This is a genomic window from Arthrobacter sp. GAS37 (assembly GCF_044908325.1).
Lineage (GTDB): Bacteria > Actinomycetota > Actinomycetes > Actinomycetales > Micrococcaceae > Arthrobacter > Arthrobacter ramosus.
Genome location: NZ_JBIYDB010000018.1, coordinates 1 through 16202 on the forward strand (window position 1 = coordinate 1; position 16202 = coordinate 16202).

The following is a 16202-nucleotide window of genomic DNA, read 5'->3' on the forward strand; positions in this document are numbered from 1 at the left end:
CACGGCGACACCGGTGGAGAGGTCGAACTCGCCGCCGATCATCAGCAGGGACACCCCTACCGCCATGATCCCGATCGTCGAGGAACCATACAGGATCGTCGCCAAAGCATTCGGCTGGGTGAACGTCCCGGACACCGAAGCGAAGAAGATGAAGAGGACAACGGCCCCCACCAGGGCGCCGACTTCAGGACGGGCCATCAACTGGCTCAACGGGCTCCGCTTCGCGACCCGCTCATCCGCGGCAGTTTTGGGTGCCGGGGCAATAACTAATGCCATGAAATACCTTTCTTCTCCATCAGCTCGCGCGGCAAGGAAATCTTGCCGCGCGAGCTGAGAGGTCATCGGATTAGCGGATGCCCTGCTGAACGAACTTCAGAACATCGGAAATATTGGACTTGTCGACGATCGTCGGGCCCGTGAGGACAGGCTGCCCGCCACCGATCTTGAAACCACCAAGCTTGTTCTGCCAGATCGCGTCGATGGACATGTAGCCCTGGAGCCACGGCTGCTGGTCCACAGTGAACAGGACCTTGCCATCGTTGATCGCCTGCGCCAGCGCAGGGTTCAGGTCGAAGCTGGCCACCTTGATCGGGCTGTTGGCATCTGCCACGGCTTTGATAACGGTCAAGGTGATGGGGGCGCCGAGCCCGATGATCACGTCAGCATCCTTGCTGGCCTGGAGCTTCGCCGTCGCAGTGGACTGTACCGCCGTCATATCGGCCCCGTTGACATAAAGGATCTCAGTGCCGGGCACCTTCGTCTTCACACCCGCGCACCGCTGTTCGAGTTGCACCTGTCCCTGTGACTGGATCACGCAGATGGGGTGCTTGTAGCCTTGGTCCGCCAGCTTGGCGCCGACCGCTTCGCCAGCCAGGGTCTCATTGGAACCGAAGTGGGTGAACGCCCCCATCTGCGCGGAGACGTCCCCACCAGCGTTGAAGCTCACCACCGGGACGCCCGCGTCGGTGGCCTTCTTCAGCACATCCTTCATGGCGCCCGGGTTGGCGATCGTGACCGCGATGCCATCGACCTTCTGGTCGATGGCCTGCTGCACCAGCTGGGACTGGCGCCCCGCATCGGCATCACTCGTGTAAAGAACCTCGACATTGTCTTTCGCTGCCGCGGCCTCCGCACCCTTGCGCACGATGTCCCAGAACGTATCGCCAGCCTCGGCGTGGGTGATGAGCGCAACCTTGATCCGCGGAGTGCTTGCCGCCTGCCCACCACCCGCGGCGTTGGCGGTGTCGGCCGGCTTCCCGCCCCCGCTTGAGCATGCTGCCAGGGCGAGAAGCGGTACTACGGCAAGGGCTACTGCGCCCCGCCGCCAATTGAACTTTGCCACGTGAGATCTCCTTTGATGTCGCGTACTTCGACCGTCGACCCCGTTGCTGTGCCTTCAAAGACATGGTGGGAGGACGGAACCATCTAGCTGTGAACGGATGTGATCCACATCGCTTTGTGGAACGCTCCAACGCTAAATCAAGGCTTGACCGATTGTCAATGGAGCGTTCCAATTGAATAGTCGACGGGTGTTCCCACCCACCTGCCTTAACTAGCCGCGCACCGTCGCGAGGAGAACGATGACGTACTCAAGCACCCCCGAACTAATCGCGACCTGCTGGACGAGCGCAGGAAATATCGCGCCGTTGAATTCCCCGGAGATCAGTCCTGTCCCTATCGGCGAGCGCTTGGAAGCCATCGCTTCTACCGGATGGGCGGGGTTCGGACTGGCGCACGACGATCTCGTCGCGGCGAAGGACACCATCGGTTTCTCCGGACTCCGGAAACTCATCGACCAAGCAGGCTTCCGCCACGTCGAGGTCGAGCTGCTCAGTAACTGGTGGGACGAGTCCCGCTCCCACGAATGGAAGCCGCAGCTCGAACTGCTCCTTGATGCGGCCGAAACACTCGGGGCGCGATTCATCAAGGTAGGAACGGCGTGCGGCGAGCCTTTGGATGATCTCGATTTCCTGGTGGAGCCGCTGCGGCACCTGACGAAGGAAGCCTCAAAAAGAGGGACGCGCATTGCCCTCGAGCCCATGCCGTTTTCGATGGTCGGCTCTATGCCGGCGGCCGCCGAGCTCATGCGATCAGTTGACATGCCCGAATGCGGCCTGGTGGTTGACTACTGGCATGTCTTCCGGGCCGGAACGAGCTTGGAGGAGCTATCCCGAAGCCTCACCGCCGAACAGATTTTCGGGGTGGAACTCAATGACGCGGACGCGGAAATAAAGGGGACGCTCTTCGAGGACACCCGGGACAATCGCCGCCTTTGTGGAGAAGGAGACCAAGACGTCACCGGCTTCATCAAAACGCTCCAGGCCATCGGATTCAACGGGCCGTGGGGCGTGGAAATCCTCTCCGAACAACACCGCAAACGTCCCGTTCGCGAAGCGCTGGAATCCGCCCGCTCGACGGCGTTGCAATGCTTCCCGGCCTGACGCGCCTCCCGCCAACCCAACTGACTCGCATTTGTTGTCGTTATGCGGCCTCATAACGACAACAAATGCGAGCTAGTTGGGTGGGGAGCTAGTTGGGTGGCGACGCACAAGGAAACGTTGTGACCCAGCTAATGGCGCGGATCTTGGGGTGCTGATAGCTTCCCAATGATCGGCTGAAGTGATTGGTGGTGTCCCGTTGCGATCAATCTTGGCCCATTTCCGTGCGCTTAATACCGTTCCACCGGCAAGCAACGATCACCTGGCTGCCGTCCGCGTCGCACTGAGCGTCGCCGTGCCGGCGCTTGTGCTTCTCGCGGTTGGCCGGGCGGACCTCATCATCTACGCCGTGTTCGGCGCCCTGACCGGCATGTACGGCCGTGCCGAATCGCACCAACTTCGGCTCAAGCACCAGGCCCAGGCCGCAGCAGTGCTCCTGGCCGGTGTCTCGGTGGGCACGTTCTTGTCCGTCTCCCACATCCATTCATGGGGATTGGTAGTAGTCGAGGCGCTCCTGGCGGGTGTGGGTTCGCTGTTCTCAGACAAGGTACGCCTCAAGCCCAACGGCCCGTTCTTCGGAATCCTGGCCTTGGGGGCCTGCGCTTCCGTTCCCGCGACCATCCCCTTCATTGCTGCGGTCCTGATCTGCGCGGCATCGGCAGCGTTCTCGATGGTGGTGGGTTTTGCGGGGTGGCTTCGGTACCGGGTGTGGAAACGTGGCGCCATCCGGGACATTCCGGCGTCCTCGGCGCGGTTGCGCCAAGCAGCCGGCCTTCACGCGGCCCGGTATGTGCTCGCCGTCGGCGCGGCAGGTGCTTGCGGAGTACTCACGGGCAGCGGACATCCGCACTGGGCCATGGCCGCCGCCGCCGTTCCGCTGGCCGGTGCCGATATGCCCAGCCGCCTGCACCGTGGCATCCACCGCATCGTGGGGACGTTCCTCGGATTGGGGATAGTCGCCGTCGTGCTCTTTCCAAGCCCGCTGTCCCCGCTGCACTACTTCCCCGGGCAAACCACCGTCATCCTGGTCCTGCTGGTGATCGGCTTCCAGTTCCCCACTGAGCTGTTCATGGCTCGGCATTACGGCTGGGCCATGGTGTTCTTCACCCCGGTCATCCTGCTCATGACCCAGTTGGCGGCGCCCGCGGACCCTGGCGTGCTCGTCCTGGAACGCGGGGTGGAGACGTTCGTAGGAGCCGTGATCGGGATTGCGGTGGCGGTGCTGATCCAGGCGCCCCGGCTTACTTCGCTGCGCTGATCTATTTCAGAGGCCTCCGGGGCGGACCTGACGTAAGCTTCGCCGGCAGGAAGCGCATGGCGGCGGTGATCGCTTTGTAGCGTTTCGTCGGGATGGATACCCCTTTGCCCTTGGCGTTGTCTTCCAGCCCTTCCCGGACAACGCGCTCGGCCTTCAGCCACAAAAAGCGCGGAGCCACCGACTTGTCCATGCCCATGCGATCGTGGAATTCCGTGTGGGTGAAGCCCGGGCACACCGCGGTGACTTTCACTCCGCTGCCGGCATAGGCAGTGTTCGCCCAACGACTGAAGCTGACTTGCCATGCCTTGGCTGCCGAATAGCTGCCCCGGTTCGCGAATGCCGCAACGCTGGCGACGTTGATGATCCGGCCCGACTTGCGCGCCAACATGACCTCCAAGGCCGCGTGGCACAGCTCCATGGGCGTCTGGACATGCAGCCGCAAATGCCGCTTTTCGTCTTCCAGATCGTTCTTCTCGAAAGAGTCCAGCAAACCGATCCCGGCATTGTTGACCAGCACGTCCACCGGCCGCGAAGCGTCCCGCAGCCTGGCCGCGACAGCCGCAACCCCGACGTCGGAGGTCAAGTCTGCGGGCAGGACCTCCACCGAGATACTGAAGTCCCGTTCAAGCACCTCAGCGCTTGCCCGCAGCCGGCTTTCATCGCGGGCCACGAGGACGAGGTGGTGGCCGGATTCGGCCAGCTGGCGGGCGAATTGAGCACCGAGTCCGGCAGTAGCCCCGGTGACCAAGGCGGTGAGTTCGTTGGCACGAGTTGTCATGCGCCCAGACTAGCCCGTTGACTCTCGTGTGTTCCTGGCGCACGCGGTAGAGTGCCTCAAAAGTGCGCCTTTCGAGTCTTTGGAGGGGCCGCGGCGCGCCAAACCGGGGGAACAGACAATGGATGAGGCTCAGGGCAGGATCGAATTCCGCGAAATCGACGAGCACGGTAATTCGCTGGAGCATCACTTAGGCGCGGTTGAGGTGGCTCAGCGCAGGGCTGCGGTGAATCCGTTCATCATCGGGCTGTGGGGGCTGGAGCTGGGGCTCGTCATAGCCATCATGGTGATCATCAATGAGGCAATGGCCCCGTATACCCCCATTCTGGGAAATACGATGCCGTTCGCGTACGTCCTGATGAACATGACCCCACAGCTTCTCCAGGCCGCCGCTCTGATCCTGGCGACGCTGCTGTTCTGGCACGCCTGGCAATGGCAGAAAAGGAAAGCGCTAAAGTAGGCACCTGCCCCGCGATGAAGGCGAGTGACTCCCCCGGACAGTGGGCGGGCTATGAGGGCAAGGAAATGGGCGTGATCGCGTCGTGCTCATCCCAAAGTCTCGCCCCCGAGGCTGTCACGGCCTGAACGGCCATGGCGCTGATGAGCTCCCCTGCATGCCGCTGGTCGTTTTCGGTGACGACATACGTGAAGACCAGCTCAGTTTCCCCTCCGGGCGGCACCGGGCCGAAGGTCAAGATGGACGGACCGCTCGCGTACTTCAGATCCTCCATGCCCGCGTTGGTGAACGATCGCAAGACGAGAGCGACATCAGTGAGCTCTTCGCCTGAATCGTTAATGATCCAGGCGGAGTAGGCCAAGGTGTCGTGCGGAGCTGCGCTGGCCTTGTCTGCGTAGTGAACCAGACGAACGCCGGCGCAGAGCAGCGGGCAGGTCATGAAGACTCCCTCCGTGTCAGCCGCGGCGAGCCCTGCGGTGCCAGACAACCATCCCCCCGCCGATCGCGGCGAGCAATGCGCCGACGCCCAGCCAGCGGAACGGATCAAGCCCGCCGGTGAAGGCGAGGGGAGAACCTGGCCCCGCGCCCGTAGTGATCCCGGCCCCGGTCGCCGTCACGCTGGGCGTGACCGTCGGCGTCGGTGTGGCGCTCCCGGTCGGCGTCGCTATCCCGGTCGCTGTCGGCGTCGGGGTGGGCGTGACTGTTGGCGTCGGACCCGCCACCTTGAGGGAAATGCCCGTGCAGCCGTCGCACGCGGCCAAATCGGCTTGCGGCGCAAAGCCGGCGACCGCCACCGAGACCCGGCCCCGAACAGGCCCCTCGGCAGCGGCCAACACGGCGTCGGCTCCAGGACCGGAACCGCTGATGCGCGCCGAAACCGTCAGGGTCGCGCTCTTGCCGGCGGGCAGATCCGTCCTCCACCCGACGGCCCCGCCATGCTGCTCGGTCGTACCGGTCGACGCCGTGAGGCCTTCGATTGTCGCGTCGTCAACGAGGTCCCTGAGGTCCACAGCCACGGCCGCGCCGGCCACGTCGACGGATCCGGCGGTCGCCGACACCGTCCAGACGACCGTGTCACCCGGACTCAGTTCGCTCCCGTGCGCCGGAGTGGACGCTACCGCCAGCGACCAGGTGCCCTTGGGCACGACGCCGGCGGCCTTGTCCTGCACGGCGGACAGGTTCTTCATCCAAGAGAACGCGGTGGGCGTGATGGTGTTATCGCCCCAGACCTTTCCGTCGCGGTCCACAGCGTATGCGAAGAACCCGCCCTTCGAGGAGCCACCCTCGGGCTGCCAGGTCGCGTATTGGTACGCCTTGCTCTGCGGTGCTGTGGCGGGATCGTAGATGCCTTCGGCGTCACCCCAGCGCATCCGATCCTGCTCCTCCGGGAAAGAGAAGCCGGGCAGGAACTGGCAGGAGGCGATCTTATCCGCGAACGTGTTCCAGGTCCGCTGCATCCCCCACGTGCCCCGGCCGTAGGCCTGCAGGAGCACAAAGGAGACGTTCTCGTGCACGGCCTTGAACAGCGGGGTGTTGCCATCCTGGTTGGTGTCGTAGATGAAGATCTTGTCGGTGCCGGACTTCGGGCCGATCAGTTTGCCGAGGGCGTTGAACACGCCGATCGCGCGGGTGAGTTTGTCGCCCTGCGGATAGGACTCGACGTCGATATCAATCCCGTCGAGGCCGTAGGGGGTGACGAAGGTGTCGACGAGCTCCTGCGCGTAGGCGCGGTACGCGTCCTCGGTCAGCGGGATGTCAGCGTCGGCGAGGCGCTCGAGCCACAGGGTGTAGACCACCTTCGTGCCCTGCGCGTGCAATGCAGGCACGTAGGTGTCGCGCAGAGTGCGCCAATAGTCGGTGTTGGCCGTGGCGCCGGCGTCGAAGACCATCGCCACATCGATCTCCGGTGGGAGGTCGCTCATGCGTGTGACGTTCGGGTGGGGCAAATTCGAGTTGGCGTTATGCGGCACGGTGACGTCGCGCCAGGTCCGGTAGTACGCCATTGTGAGGGGCTCCGCCTCGCAGTGCGCGGTATTGCCTATGGATGCCTTGGCGGCGTCATCGGCGACCGCCGGCTGCGGACCGAAGGCGGCGAGTCCAGCGAGTAGTACCCCTGCGCCGAATGCTGTTGTTCGTCTCATTGCTCTCTCTTGTTTGAGAGGCATCTTCGAAAATCAGCGTGAAGATGCCCGGCGGTGTGCAACTATAGCGATTTAGTAAAACGGTAGCAGGTGAAGACTGTCATGCACAGAATAAGTTTTGAGATCACCCTGTATCGCTACAGTTGAAGCATGAACAAAACGAAGCGCGTGACCATCACGGACATCGCCCGGCTGGCCGGGGTGTCGCCGGGGGCGGTGTCGTTCGCGCTGAACGGGCGGCCGGGCGTCAGTGAGCAGACACGAAAGCGCATCCTCACCATCGCCGAGGAGCACCAGTGGCTTCCGAGCTCGGCGGCGCGGGCGCTCGGCGGCGCGGGCGCCGGGGTCATCGGCTTCGCCGTCAACCGCTCGGCAGGCACCCTCGGTGCGGAGGCGTTCTTCACCGACCTCATCGCCGGCGTCCAGTCAGCCCTCGCGGAGAACCGCATCGCAATGCAGATGGTGCTCGTCTCCTCGATCGAGGAGGAAGTGGCGACCTACCGCCGCTGGCACAGCGCCAACCAGGTCGATGGAGTCATCGTCATCGATCCTCGTGACGAGGACCCGCGTTTCCCCGTGCTACGTGATCTCGCCCTCCCCGCGGTGGTGCTCGGCAGCCATGCGTCCGACGAGGGGCACCCGGCGACAATCTGGCTCGACGATAGCCAGGTGGCGCACTCCCTTTTCGACTATCTCGGCGCCCTTGGTCATCGCTCGATCGCGTACGTCGCCGGCCCTGCAGAGTTCCAACACACGCGCCTGCGCACCGAGGTGCTCGCCGGTCTCGGTGAACGCGGGGTGAGCGGAGAGATGATCGCCACCGACTTCTCGCCAGCCGCGGCATCCACGGCCATGCGCCGGCTCTTGAGTCGACTGGAGCGGCCAACGGCCGTGGTTTTCGACAACGACGTGATGGCGATCGCCGGCCTTCGCGTCGCGCAGGAGATGGGGGTGTCCGTGCCGAAGGATCTCTCCGTCGCCTCCTTCGACGACTCGGTCGTCGCGGGGCTCGTGCACCCGTCGATCACCTGCATCACCCGCGATACGTTCGGGCTCGGGGCGGCGGCAGCGGCGTTCCTGCTTGAGCAGATCGATGCCCCCGACGTACTTGCGGACCGCATCGGCGCCATGCCGCAGCTCACCGTCCGCGAGAGTACCGCCGTCCCGCGTTGAGGTCTCAGACGACGGTATTCCGAGAGGCGTAAGCGGTCCGGCTGACCGCGGGGCGGATGAGCTCGGTGATGCCGCGCGCGGCGAGGACCGCGGGCTTCGCCGCATCGATCGAAGTGACGATGGCCGGGTCGGCGCCTGCCGTGCAGGCGTCGACCCAGGCCTGGAATATCGCGCCGCCCGGGCTCATCGCGCCGCGGCTGATCGGCGTCTCGTTCTCGTCGACCTCGACGACGATGCCGAGGGTGCGGGCGGGGACGGGCTGCCGCTCGCGAAGCTCCGGGATGAGTTCTGCGAAGCGGCGTCCGATCGGCTTCACCGCGCCGTCCTGGTCGACGAGGCCGAGGGTGTACTCCAGCTCGGGGAAATCCGCGAGGCTGCGGCTTACGTCGTGCGAGCACCACCAGGTGACGCCCCAGAGGTTCTCGGTGCGCGCGACGGAGCGCAGCGTCGCCTCCAGGAAGCCCGGGGTCTGCGCAGGAGCCAGGCAGTTCGATGGGGCGCCTACCTCCTGGAGCCAGATCGCACGGCCGGGGTCGGTGGCGAACCCGCGGGCGAGTTCGATCATGTACTCGGCATGGCGGTCGGAGGCCACCGAGCGACCGCCATAACGCTCCGCCGTGCCGTTGAAGATCCACGAGTGCACGGTGGTCATGTCGCCGAGCCGGGAGGCGAGGGCGGGCGTGAAGCCGTGCCCGTCCATGTACCAAGCGGCGTCGTACTCACTGTGCACATGCTGCTGCGCAGTGGCGGAGGTATGGGCGGCATCGAGGAGCGTCGTGATCCAGTTCGCGGCCTCAGCCTCGGTGACCGGCCAGGGGGATGGGTGGGTCGGGGCCGAGAACTGGTTGGTCTCATTGCCGAGGGTAAAACCGAGGAAATTGGTGGCGTCCCCGAGCCGCTCGCCGAGGCGGGTGACCAGCTCAGCCTGTCCGCTCAGTGCATCGGGGTGCGTGAACATGTTCTTGTCGTGCCAAGTGGACAGCCAGGAAGGGATGAAGTCGAAGCTCGATAGGTGCCCTTGGATGACGTCCACGCTGACATCCAGTCCGAATTCCGCCGCCGCGTCAACTACGGCGCGGACGTCGTCCACGGCCTTATCGCGGATCAGCGTGCGGTTGGGCTGGAGCAACGTCCACAGCGGGAAGATCCGCACATGGTCGAGGCCGATCGCTGCTAGCGAGGCGAAATCCCTGCGCACCTCGTCGAGATCCAGCGACATCCACGCGTGCATCCACTCGGACGACGGGGTGTAGTTGGCGCCGAAGCGCAGCGGGGCCACGGGGCGGGTCATCGCGGTCCTTTCCGGGAAATCAGTGCCTGGCCGGTGTCGTCCGGCACTGGACGGTTCGGCGCTCGGTGTGGCAAGCTATCGCCACTATACCGTTTTAGTAATAGGTTGCGACTGCGACCCATCCCGAGACGTAGCAGCCTGGACCCTTCGAAGGAGACTGTCCATGAAGATCGGAACGACTGCCGCCGCAGGCATCGCGGTGGCTACAGCACTCGCCCTCACCGCTTGTACCGGCGGCACCTCCTCGCCTGGCGATTCCGCCAGCGACGGAAAGATCAGCGGAAACATTTCTTTCCAGACCTGGTCGCTGAAGAACGACAAATTCACCCCTTACTTCGAGGGCGTCGTCAAGGCGTTCGAGAAGGAGCACCCGGGCGTCACGGTCAAGTGGATTGACCAGCCCGCTGATGGCTATGAGGACAAGATCCTGCAGCAGGCCGGGTCCGGTGAACTCCCGGACGTGGTCAACCTTCCGCCGGAGTACGCATACTCGCTCGCTTCGGCCGGGCAGCTCGTCGACCTGAAAAAGGAGTCGAAGATCCTCGGCGACTACGTCGACGGCGGCGTCGGCGCCTACAAGTTCGACGGCATCGACGGTTCGTTCGGCTTCCCTTGGTACCTGGGCACCGAACTGAACTACTGGAACAAGGACCTGCTCGCCAAGGGCGGAGTGACCGAGCCGCCCAAGACACACGCCGCGACCTTGGACGCCGCGGCTACGCTCGCGGCGGGCGGCGTGCAGACGATCTCGGATGTGCCCGGCCCCAAGTCGCTGCAAATCATGGTGTCCGACCGGGGCGGGAAGCTCGATATCTACAAGGACGGCAAGTTCGTCTTCAACACCCCCGAAGCCGCGGCGATCATCCAGCGCTACGCCGAACTCTACAAGCTGGGGGCGATCACGCCCGAGGCGCTGCAGAACGCCGGAACCGCGAATGCCAACGTCAACAACTTCAACAAGGGCACCGTGGCCTGGACAACCTCGGGTCCGAACTACATCGACAAGGATGTCTCAGTGAACGCCCCGTCGATCCTGCGCAGCGTCGAGGCGACCAATGGCTTCGGCAACCCGCCGCTGTTCGTGCAGGGCATCAGCGTCTCGGCGAAGTCGAAGAACTCCGCCACGGCGCTTGCCTTCGCAGAGTTCCTCACCAACACCAAGAACCAGATCGCTTTCGTCAAGCTCGCCCCCGGATTCTTCCCCGGAACAAGGGCCGCCAATGAAGACCCCTCCGCGTTCACCGAGACGGCGAAGAACAAGATGCAGGGCGTCGCCACCGACCTGGCCGCTTCGCAAATGAACAAGGCCCGGATGATGGGAGCCCCGAAGTTCACCGAGGCGATGGAGACCTACGCCAAACAGCAGATCGCCCTCGCGGTCAAGGGGGAAATCTCTGCCCAGGAGTCGCTGGACAAGGCCGTCGAGTACGCGAAGCAGAACGTCGCCAGCTGAGCCGGCGACGACGGGATGAAGGGGGCGGTCGCCGTGAGACGACAGCGCTGGCACACACCGTATCTACTGGTCCTACCCGGCGTGATCTGGATGGCAGTGTTCGCGCTCTGGCCATTCCTGAACACAGTCGTACTCGCGTTCACGAATGCCCGCCCCCTTCGCCCGGCGGAGTTCGTCGGCTTCGCGAACTTCGAGAAGCTACTCGAGGACGACCGCTTCGGCTACGCGCTGACAACCTCGCTGATCTATGTCGTCGTGTGCGTGCCGCTGCTGACGTTCCTCCCGCTGTTGCTCGCACTGCTCGTGCACAACAAGGTGCCGGCGATCGGGTTCTTCCGAACGACCTTCTACTTTCCGGTCATCGCCTCCGCCGTGGTCGTGGCGATCGTCTGGGAATTTCTCTTCTCCGGCAGCGGCACGATCAACTCCGCACTGAGCTTTTTCGGCCTCATCGACCGTCCGGTCGAGTTCCTCTCCGACCGCTGGTTGCTGATCGGATGTGCCATCGGGTTGACGGTGTGGAAGGGGCTCGGCTATTACATGGTCGTCTACCTGGCGGCCCTCGGGAACGTCGGCCGTGAGCTGCACGAAGCGGCGGCGATGGACGGCGCCGGCCGCTTGCGCCGGTTCTGGTCGGTGACCGTCCCTGGAGTACGCGGACCCATGATGCTCGTGTCGGTGCTGGTGTGCGTGGGGGCGACGCGCGTCTTCACCGAGCTCTACGTGCTCTCCAATGGTTCGGGGGGACCCGGCGGACGGGCGATGAGTATGGTGATGCTCATCCAGTCGATGGGCAAAGGACTGAACGGCCAGATCGGCTACGCGTCCGCGATCTCGCTGGTGCTGTTCCTGCTGACCCTCGTTCCGCTGCTGATCGTCGGGATCGTGAACAACAGTGACACCATCCGCGAAGCGTTGGCGAGCAGGCGCGGGGCCAAAGCCGCGAAGACTAAACGCGGAGCGACAGTACAGGAGGCCCGGCGATGACTGCGACCCAGACGAGTAGAACGGTGAAGCCACCGCGGGAGAATCCCTACCGCACGCGCGGTTCGGCGGACATCATGAAACCCTCGCTCGGCGGCCTGATCGGCAAGTACGCGCTGCTTCTCGGAGTGCTGGCGCTCATGGTGTTCCCCTTCCTGTGGCAGATGTCGACCTCGCTCAAAGGGGCGTCGGAGAACATCTACGACTTCCCGCCGTCGCTGATCCCGGCGGCGCCGACCCTCGACAATTACGCCGAGGTGTTCCGCACGATTCCGGTGGTCGACTACGCCTGGCACTCCCTGCTCGTCGGCATCGGCACGGTGATCACCAATGTCGTGTTCGCGACACTCGGAGGTTACGCGCTGGGCACGATGAAGTTCCGCTTCAAGTGGGTCGTGTTGGCGATCTTCTTCTCCACGCTGCTGGTCCCGGGCGAGGTCACCCTGACCAGCCAGTACCTCACGGTCAAGTCGTTGGGGCTCGCGAACACGCTCTGGGGCGTGTTCCTCCCCGGGGCCGTCGCGGCGATCAACGTGCTGCTGATGACGGCCGCCTGCCGCATGATCCCGTCGGACACGCTGGATGCGGCAACCATCGACGGCGCGAACACGATGCAGCGCCTGCGCCACATCGTCTGGCCGAACGTGCGGGGCATGGTCTCCGTCGTCGCGCTCTTCGCGTTCATCGGCGCGTGGGACGACTTCCTCTGGCCCCTCGTTGTGCTCTCAGATCCTGCGAACTACACGCTGACCGTCGGAATGCAATATCTCAGCTCCAATTTCGCGGCGAACCCACGCGTGATCGCAGCGGGAACGATGATCGCGCTCGTACCGATCCTCCTGCTCTTCGCGGTCTTGCAGAAGTGGTTCTTCAAGGGCGTCGAAGAGGGAAGCGTCAAGGGATGACCGACCCGATGATCTAGCCTTCTGGAGCGTTTTAGTGAAACCATCGGCGTCGAGCCCGGAGAACAGCCCATGCATGATGACACCTCGCTCACCATCGGTCGCGTCAAGCGCGTCCTCGAGGAGCGCATCCGACCGGCGATCCACTCGGCATCCGTGCCTCTGGGCGTGGAGATCCACGAGCTCGCCGGCGAGCCGATCAGCCCGGCCGACGGGTTCGCGCTCGACTACGCACCGGCGTCCGTCGGAATGCCATGGGGTCCCGCCTGGGGCACCACCTGGTTCCGGATCACCGGTCGCGTGCCGGCTGAGTGGGCAGGCCGCTCTGTCGAAGCCGTCGTCGACCTCGGGTTCGATATCAACATGGCAGGCTTCCAATGCGAGGCGCTCGTCTATCGTGCCGACGGCACTCCGGTGAAGAGCATCAACCCCCGCAACCAGTGGATCCCGGTCACCACGGCGGCCGGCGGCGACGAGGCCGTCGAACTTTACCTCGAAGCGGCATCCAACCCCGTGCTGCTCGACTACCATCCCTTCCTCCCGACGCAGGAGGGCGATATCCTCACCTCGTCTGCGGAACCGCTCTACCGCACGCGCCGGATGGATCTCGTTGTCTTCGAGCAGGAGGTCTTCGAGCTCTCGCTCGACGTCGACGTCCTGTTCGAGCTGCAGGCCGAGCTTCCGCCCACCTCCCCGCGGCGCATGAGAATCCTGCAGGCCCTGGATGATGCCTTCGACGTGCTCGACCTTCAGCGCATCTCCGCCACCGCTACAGACGCCCGTTCGAAGCTTGCCGACGTGCTCGCGGCTCCCGCCGAGGCCAGCGCCCATCGCCTCTCGGCCATCGGCCACGCACACATCGACTCCGCCTGGCTGTGGCCGGTCCGCGAGACGATCCGCAAGGTCGCCCGTACTTCGTCGTCGATGACGGCGCTGCTGGAAGAGCAACCGGAGTTCCAGTTCGGCATGTCCAGCGCGCAGCATTACGCGTGGCTCAAGGAGCACCGCCCCGAGGTGTTCGAAGGAGTGAAGACCGCGGTGGCCGACGGTCGCTTCCTGCCACTTGGCGGCATGTGGGTCGAGTCCGACACGGTGATGCCGGCGGGTGAGTCGCTCGTCCGGCAGTTCTCGCACGGTCAGCGGTTCTTCGAGCGGGAGTTCGGCTTCCGCTCGAAGGGCGTCTGGTTGCCCGACAGCTTCGGCTACTCGTCGGCACTCCCGCAGCTCATGCGCCGCGCCGGCTTCGAGTGGTTCTTCACACAGAAGATCTCCTGGAACCAGCAGAACGTCTTCCCGCACCACACGTTCCTGTGGGAGGGCATCGACGGCTCGCGGATCTTCACACACTTCCCGTCCATGGACACCTACAACTCGCAGCTGAGCGGGATGGAGGTCGCCAAGGCGTCGCGCCAGTTCAAAGAGAACCGGGTCAGCTCCCGGTCGATCGCGCCCGTGGGCTGGGGTGACGGCGGCGGCGGCACGACGCGCGAGATGACGGGCCGCGCCCGACGCCTTCAGAACCTCGAGGGAAGCGCCCAAGTCGTCTGGGAACATCCCGACGTCTTCTTCGACGCCGCCAAGGCAGAGCTCCCGCACCCGGCTGTCTGGGTCGGCGAGTTGTACCTCGAACTGCACCGCGGCACTCTCACCAGCCAGCACGGGACCAAGTCGCGCCACCGCCGGGCCGAGCACGCACTCATCGAGGCCGAGTTGTGGGCGGCGACGGATGCAGTCCGTGCCGGGAACGCGTACCCGCAGGCTGAACTCGAGCAGCTGTGGCAGCAGGTGCTGCTGCATGAGTTCCACGACATCCTTCCCGGCACGTCCATCGCCTGGGTGCACCGCGAGGCGGTCGCCGTCCTCGACGACGTGATTGCCCGGGCACAAGCAATCTCGAATGCCGCGCGCCGATCGCTCGCCGGCGACGGAGACCATGAGCTCGTGTTCTCGCCGACGTCGGTCGCCGGTCCATTGCCGCTCGGCGCCACCTTGGCCGTCGCCTCGGAAGACCGGGTCATGCTGGACGATTCAGGCGAGGACATCGTGCTGGAGAACGCGCTCGTGCGTGTGCGCATCTCCAAAGAGGGCCTCGTGGTCTCCGCGGTAGATCTCCGGACCGGACGTGACGCCGTCGCCGATGGCCGCGCGGCGAACCTGCTGCAGCTGCACCAGGACTTCCCGAACATGTGGGACGCCTGGGACATTGACCGCTACTACCGGAACAGCGCCACCGAGCTGCGCGATGTCACCTGCATCTGCTCCCGGCTCACCGAGGCGGGAGCCGAAGTGGTCATCGATCGCACATTCTCCAAGTCGGCCATCACCCAGACGATCACGCTGGCACCCGGCTCGCGGACGCTGCAGATCGTCAACGACATCGACTGGAACGAGACCGAGAAGCTGCTCAAGCTCGCGTTCCCACTCGACGTGCAGGCGGCACACTCCGAGGCCGAGACCCAGTTCGGCTATCAGTCGCGCGTCACGCACACGAACACGAGCTGGGAGGCAGCGAAGTTCGAGACGTCGATGCACCGCTTCGTGCTGGTGCGCGAGGCCGCCTTCGGCGTCGCCCTCGTGAACGACTCGATCTACGGCTACGACACCTCCCGCGAGGTGGCGGACGATTCCGTGACGACAACCGTACGGCTCTCGCTGCTTCGGGCACCGCGCTTCCCTGACCCCGATGCCGACCACGGACGGCACGTCATCACGGTCGGCATGGTGATCGGCGCTGGTCCTGCCGAGGCCACCCAGGCGGGCATCGAGCTGAACGCCCCAGGGACCGTAGTCCGAGGCGATCACGACGTCGCGCCGCTGGTCTCGGTCCAGGGCGAAGGGATCGTCGTTTCCGGCGTGAAGCTCGCCGACGATAGCTCGGGCGACCTTATCGTGCGCGTCTACGAGTCGCTTGGTCGTCGCACGAACGGCGAGCTGACGGTCGACTTTCCGCACCGCGAGGTGCGGGAGGTGAGCCTCATCGAGGACGCCCTGGACGATGCGCGCCTCGGTGGCGAGCTGCGAATGCGGCCGTTCGAGGTGCGCACTCTGCGCATCGTGCGCTAAGGGTCCCCCGGCCCGACGCCCGGAGCACGAGGACTGGCCGACCAGGCGCGGCGGCAGTTCTCCTTGCTTACGGCAGAGACGGAAGTGGCGTGCGGCTGGGGTCTCAGATCCAGCCGCACGCCGTGTAGGGATCCTTAGATCCCTACACGTGCCCCAGGCCATGAGTCGCATGGGGGCGCACGACCGCATAGGGCACGGCCTGACATGCGGTCCATCGAGAATGGACGCCTTCATAGCGGCCCCCAACAGGTCCGCGAGGAGTCTCAC

The 16202-nt window shown here is 64.7% G+C and carries 13 protein-coding genes and 1 pseudogene; 8 read left to right on the plus strand and 6 right to left on the minus strand.

The annotated features are described in order from the left end of the window. Positions 1 to 276 (minus strand): annotated as a pseudogene (locus tag ABH924_RS14885) (ABC transporter permease); the annotation flags it as partial. Positions 277 to 346: 70 nt separating this feature from the next. Further along, positions 347 to 1342: a substrate-binding domain-containing protein gene (locus ABH924_RS14890; protein ID WP_404499946.1), complete on the minus strand. Its 996-nt coding sequence runs from the start codon at positions 1340 to 1342 to the stop codon at positions 347 to 349. A 238-nt stretch (positions 1343 to 1580) separates the two neighbouring features. Here ABH924_RS14890 and ABH924_RS14895 point away from each other — a divergent pair, with 238 nt between their 5' ends. Together ABH924_RS14895 and ABH924_RS14900 are read left to right on the plus strand one after the other, a co-directional pair. Further along, positions 1581 to 2441, plus strand: a complete 861-nt coding sequence (locus ABH924_RS14895) for a sugar phosphate isomerase/epimerase family protein (RefSeq protein WP_404499948.1) — start codon at positions 1581 to 1583, stop codon at positions 2439 to 2441. Positions 2442 to 2637: 196 nt separating this feature from the next. Further along, entirely contained in the window at positions 2638 to 3696 is a 1059-nt protein-coding gene (locus tag ABH924_RS14900) for an FUSC family protein (protein WP_404499950.1), read from the plus strand. A gap of 1 nt (position 3697) precedes the next feature. Here ABH924_RS14900 and ABH924_RS14905 read toward each other — a convergent pair whose 3' ends face one another. After that, entirely contained in the window at positions 3698 to 4474 is a 777-nt protein-coding gene (locus ABH924_RS14905) for an SDR family NAD(P)-dependent oxidoreductase (protein WP_404499952.1), read from the minus strand. 118 nt (positions 4475 to 4592) lie between these two features. Here ABH924_RS14905 and ABH924_RS14910 point away from each other — a divergent pair, with 118 nt between their 5' ends. Continuing rightward, on the plus strand, positions 4593 to 4931 hold the full coding sequence (locus tag ABH924_RS14910) for a hypothetical protein (protein ID WP_404499954.1): 339 nt from the start codon (positions 4593 to 4595) through the stop codon (positions 4929 to 4931). A 49-nt stretch (positions 4932 to 4980) separates the two neighbouring features. Here the strand turns inward: ABH924_RS14910 and ABH924_RS14915 are convergent, their stop codons facing one another. Beyond that, positions 4981 to 5367, minus strand: a complete 387-nt coding sequence (locus tag ABH924_RS14915; RefSeq protein ID WP_234753966.1) for a hypothetical protein — start codon at positions 5365 to 5367, stop codon at positions 4981 to 4983. 16 nt (positions 5368 to 5383) lie between these two features. Continuing rightward, complete coding sequence (locus ABH924_RS14920; RefSeq protein WP_404499957.1) at positions 5384 to 7069, minus strand: hypothetical protein; 1686 nt, start codon at positions 7067 to 7069, stop codon at positions 5384 to 5386. Between the two features lie 150 nt (positions 7070 to 7219). Here ABH924_RS14920 and ABH924_RS14925 point away from each other — a divergent pair, with 150 nt between their 5' ends. After that, positions 7220 to 8242, plus strand: a complete 1023-nt coding sequence (locus ABH924_RS14925) for a LacI family DNA-binding transcriptional regulator (RefSeq protein ID WP_404499959.1) — start codon at positions 7220 to 7222, stop codon at positions 8240 to 8242. A 4-nt stretch (positions 8243 to 8246) separates the two neighbouring features. Here the strand turns inward: ABH924_RS14925 and ABH924_RS14930 are convergent, their stop codons facing one another. Further along, positions 8247 to 9533 (minus strand): glycosyl hydrolase, encoded by a 1287-nt coding sequence (locus ABH924_RS14930; RefSeq protein WP_404499961.1) that lies wholly within the window; start codon positions 9531 to 9533, stop codon positions 8247 to 8249. A 163-nt stretch (positions 9534 to 9696) separates the two neighbouring features. Between ABH924_RS14930 and ABH924_RS14935 the strand changes: the two genes are divergently transcribed. The 4 genes from ABH924_RS14935 to ABH924_RS14950 all read left to right on the plus strand — a co-directional run bounded on the left by ABH924_RS14935 (position 9697) and on the right by ABH924_RS14950 (position 15935). Beyond that, positions 9697 to 10986, plus strand: coding sequence for an extracellular solute-binding protein (locus ABH924_RS14935; RefSeq protein WP_404499963.1), 1290 nt, complete (start codon positions 9697 to 9699; stop codon positions 10984 to 10986). A gap of 33 nt (positions 10987 to 11019) precedes the next feature. Further along, the gene (locus ABH924_RS14940; RefSeq protein ID WP_404499965.1) at positions 11020 to 11973 is read left to right on the plus strand and encodes a carbohydrate ABC transporter permease; all 954 of its coding nucleotides are present in this window, start codon (positions 11020 to 11022) and stop codon (positions 11971 to 11973) included. Continuing rightward, positions 11970 to 12875, plus strand: a complete 906-nt coding sequence (locus tag ABH924_RS14945) for a carbohydrate ABC transporter permease (protein WP_404499967.1) — start codon at positions 11970 to 11972, stop codon at positions 12873 to 12875. Before ABH924_RS14940 ends, ABH924_RS14945 begins: the two co-directional genes overlap by 4 nt. Before the next feature lie 69 nt (positions 12876 to 12944). Continuing rightward, positions 12945 to 15935, plus strand: coding sequence for an alpha-mannosidase (locus ABH924_RS14950; RefSeq protein ID WP_404499969.1), 2991 nt, complete (start codon positions 12945 to 12947; stop codon positions 15933 to 15935). The last annotated feature ends 267 nt before the right edge of the window (positions 15936 to 16202 follow it).

Coding starts and splice junctions, on each gene's coding strand:
- ABH924_RS14895 (WP_404499948.1), top strand. CDS start 1,581: ATGACGTACTCAAGCACCCCCGAACTAATCGCGACCTGCTGGACGAGC.
- ABH924_RS14905 (WP_404499952.1), bottom strand. CDS start 4,474: ATGACAACTCGTGCCAACGAACTCACCGCCTTGGTCACCGGGGCTACT.
- ABH924_RS14910 (WP_404499954.1), top strand. CDS start 4,593: ATGGATGAGGCTCAGGGCAGGATCGAATTCCGCGAAATCGACGAGCAC.
- ABH924_RS14915 (WP_234753966.1), bottom strand. CDS start 5,367: ATGACCTGCCCGCTGCTCTGCGCCGGCGTTCGTCTGGTTCACTACGCA.
- ABH924_RS14920 (WP_404499957.1), bottom strand. CDS start 7,069: ATGAGACGAACAACAGCATTCGGCGCAGGGGTACTACTCGCTGGACTC.
- ABH924_RS14925 (WP_404499959.1), top strand. CDS start 7,220: ATGAACAAAACGAAGCGCGTGACCATCACGGACATCGCCCGGCTGGCC.
- ABH924_RS14930 (WP_404499961.1), bottom strand. CDS start 9,533: ATGACCCGCCCCGTGGCCCCGCTGCGCTTCGGCGCCAACTACACCCCG.
- ABH924_RS14935 (WP_404499963.1), top strand. CDS start 9,697: ATGAAGATCGGAACGACTGCCGCCGCAGGCATCGCGGTGGCTACAGCA.
- ABH924_RS14945 (WP_404499967.1), top strand. CDS start 11,970: ATGACTGCGACCCAGACGAGTAGAACGGTGAAGCCACCGCGGGAGAAT.
- ABH924_RS14950 (WP_404499969.1), top strand. CDS start 12,945: ATGCATGATGACACCTCGCTCACCATCGGTCGCGTCAAGCGCGTCCTC.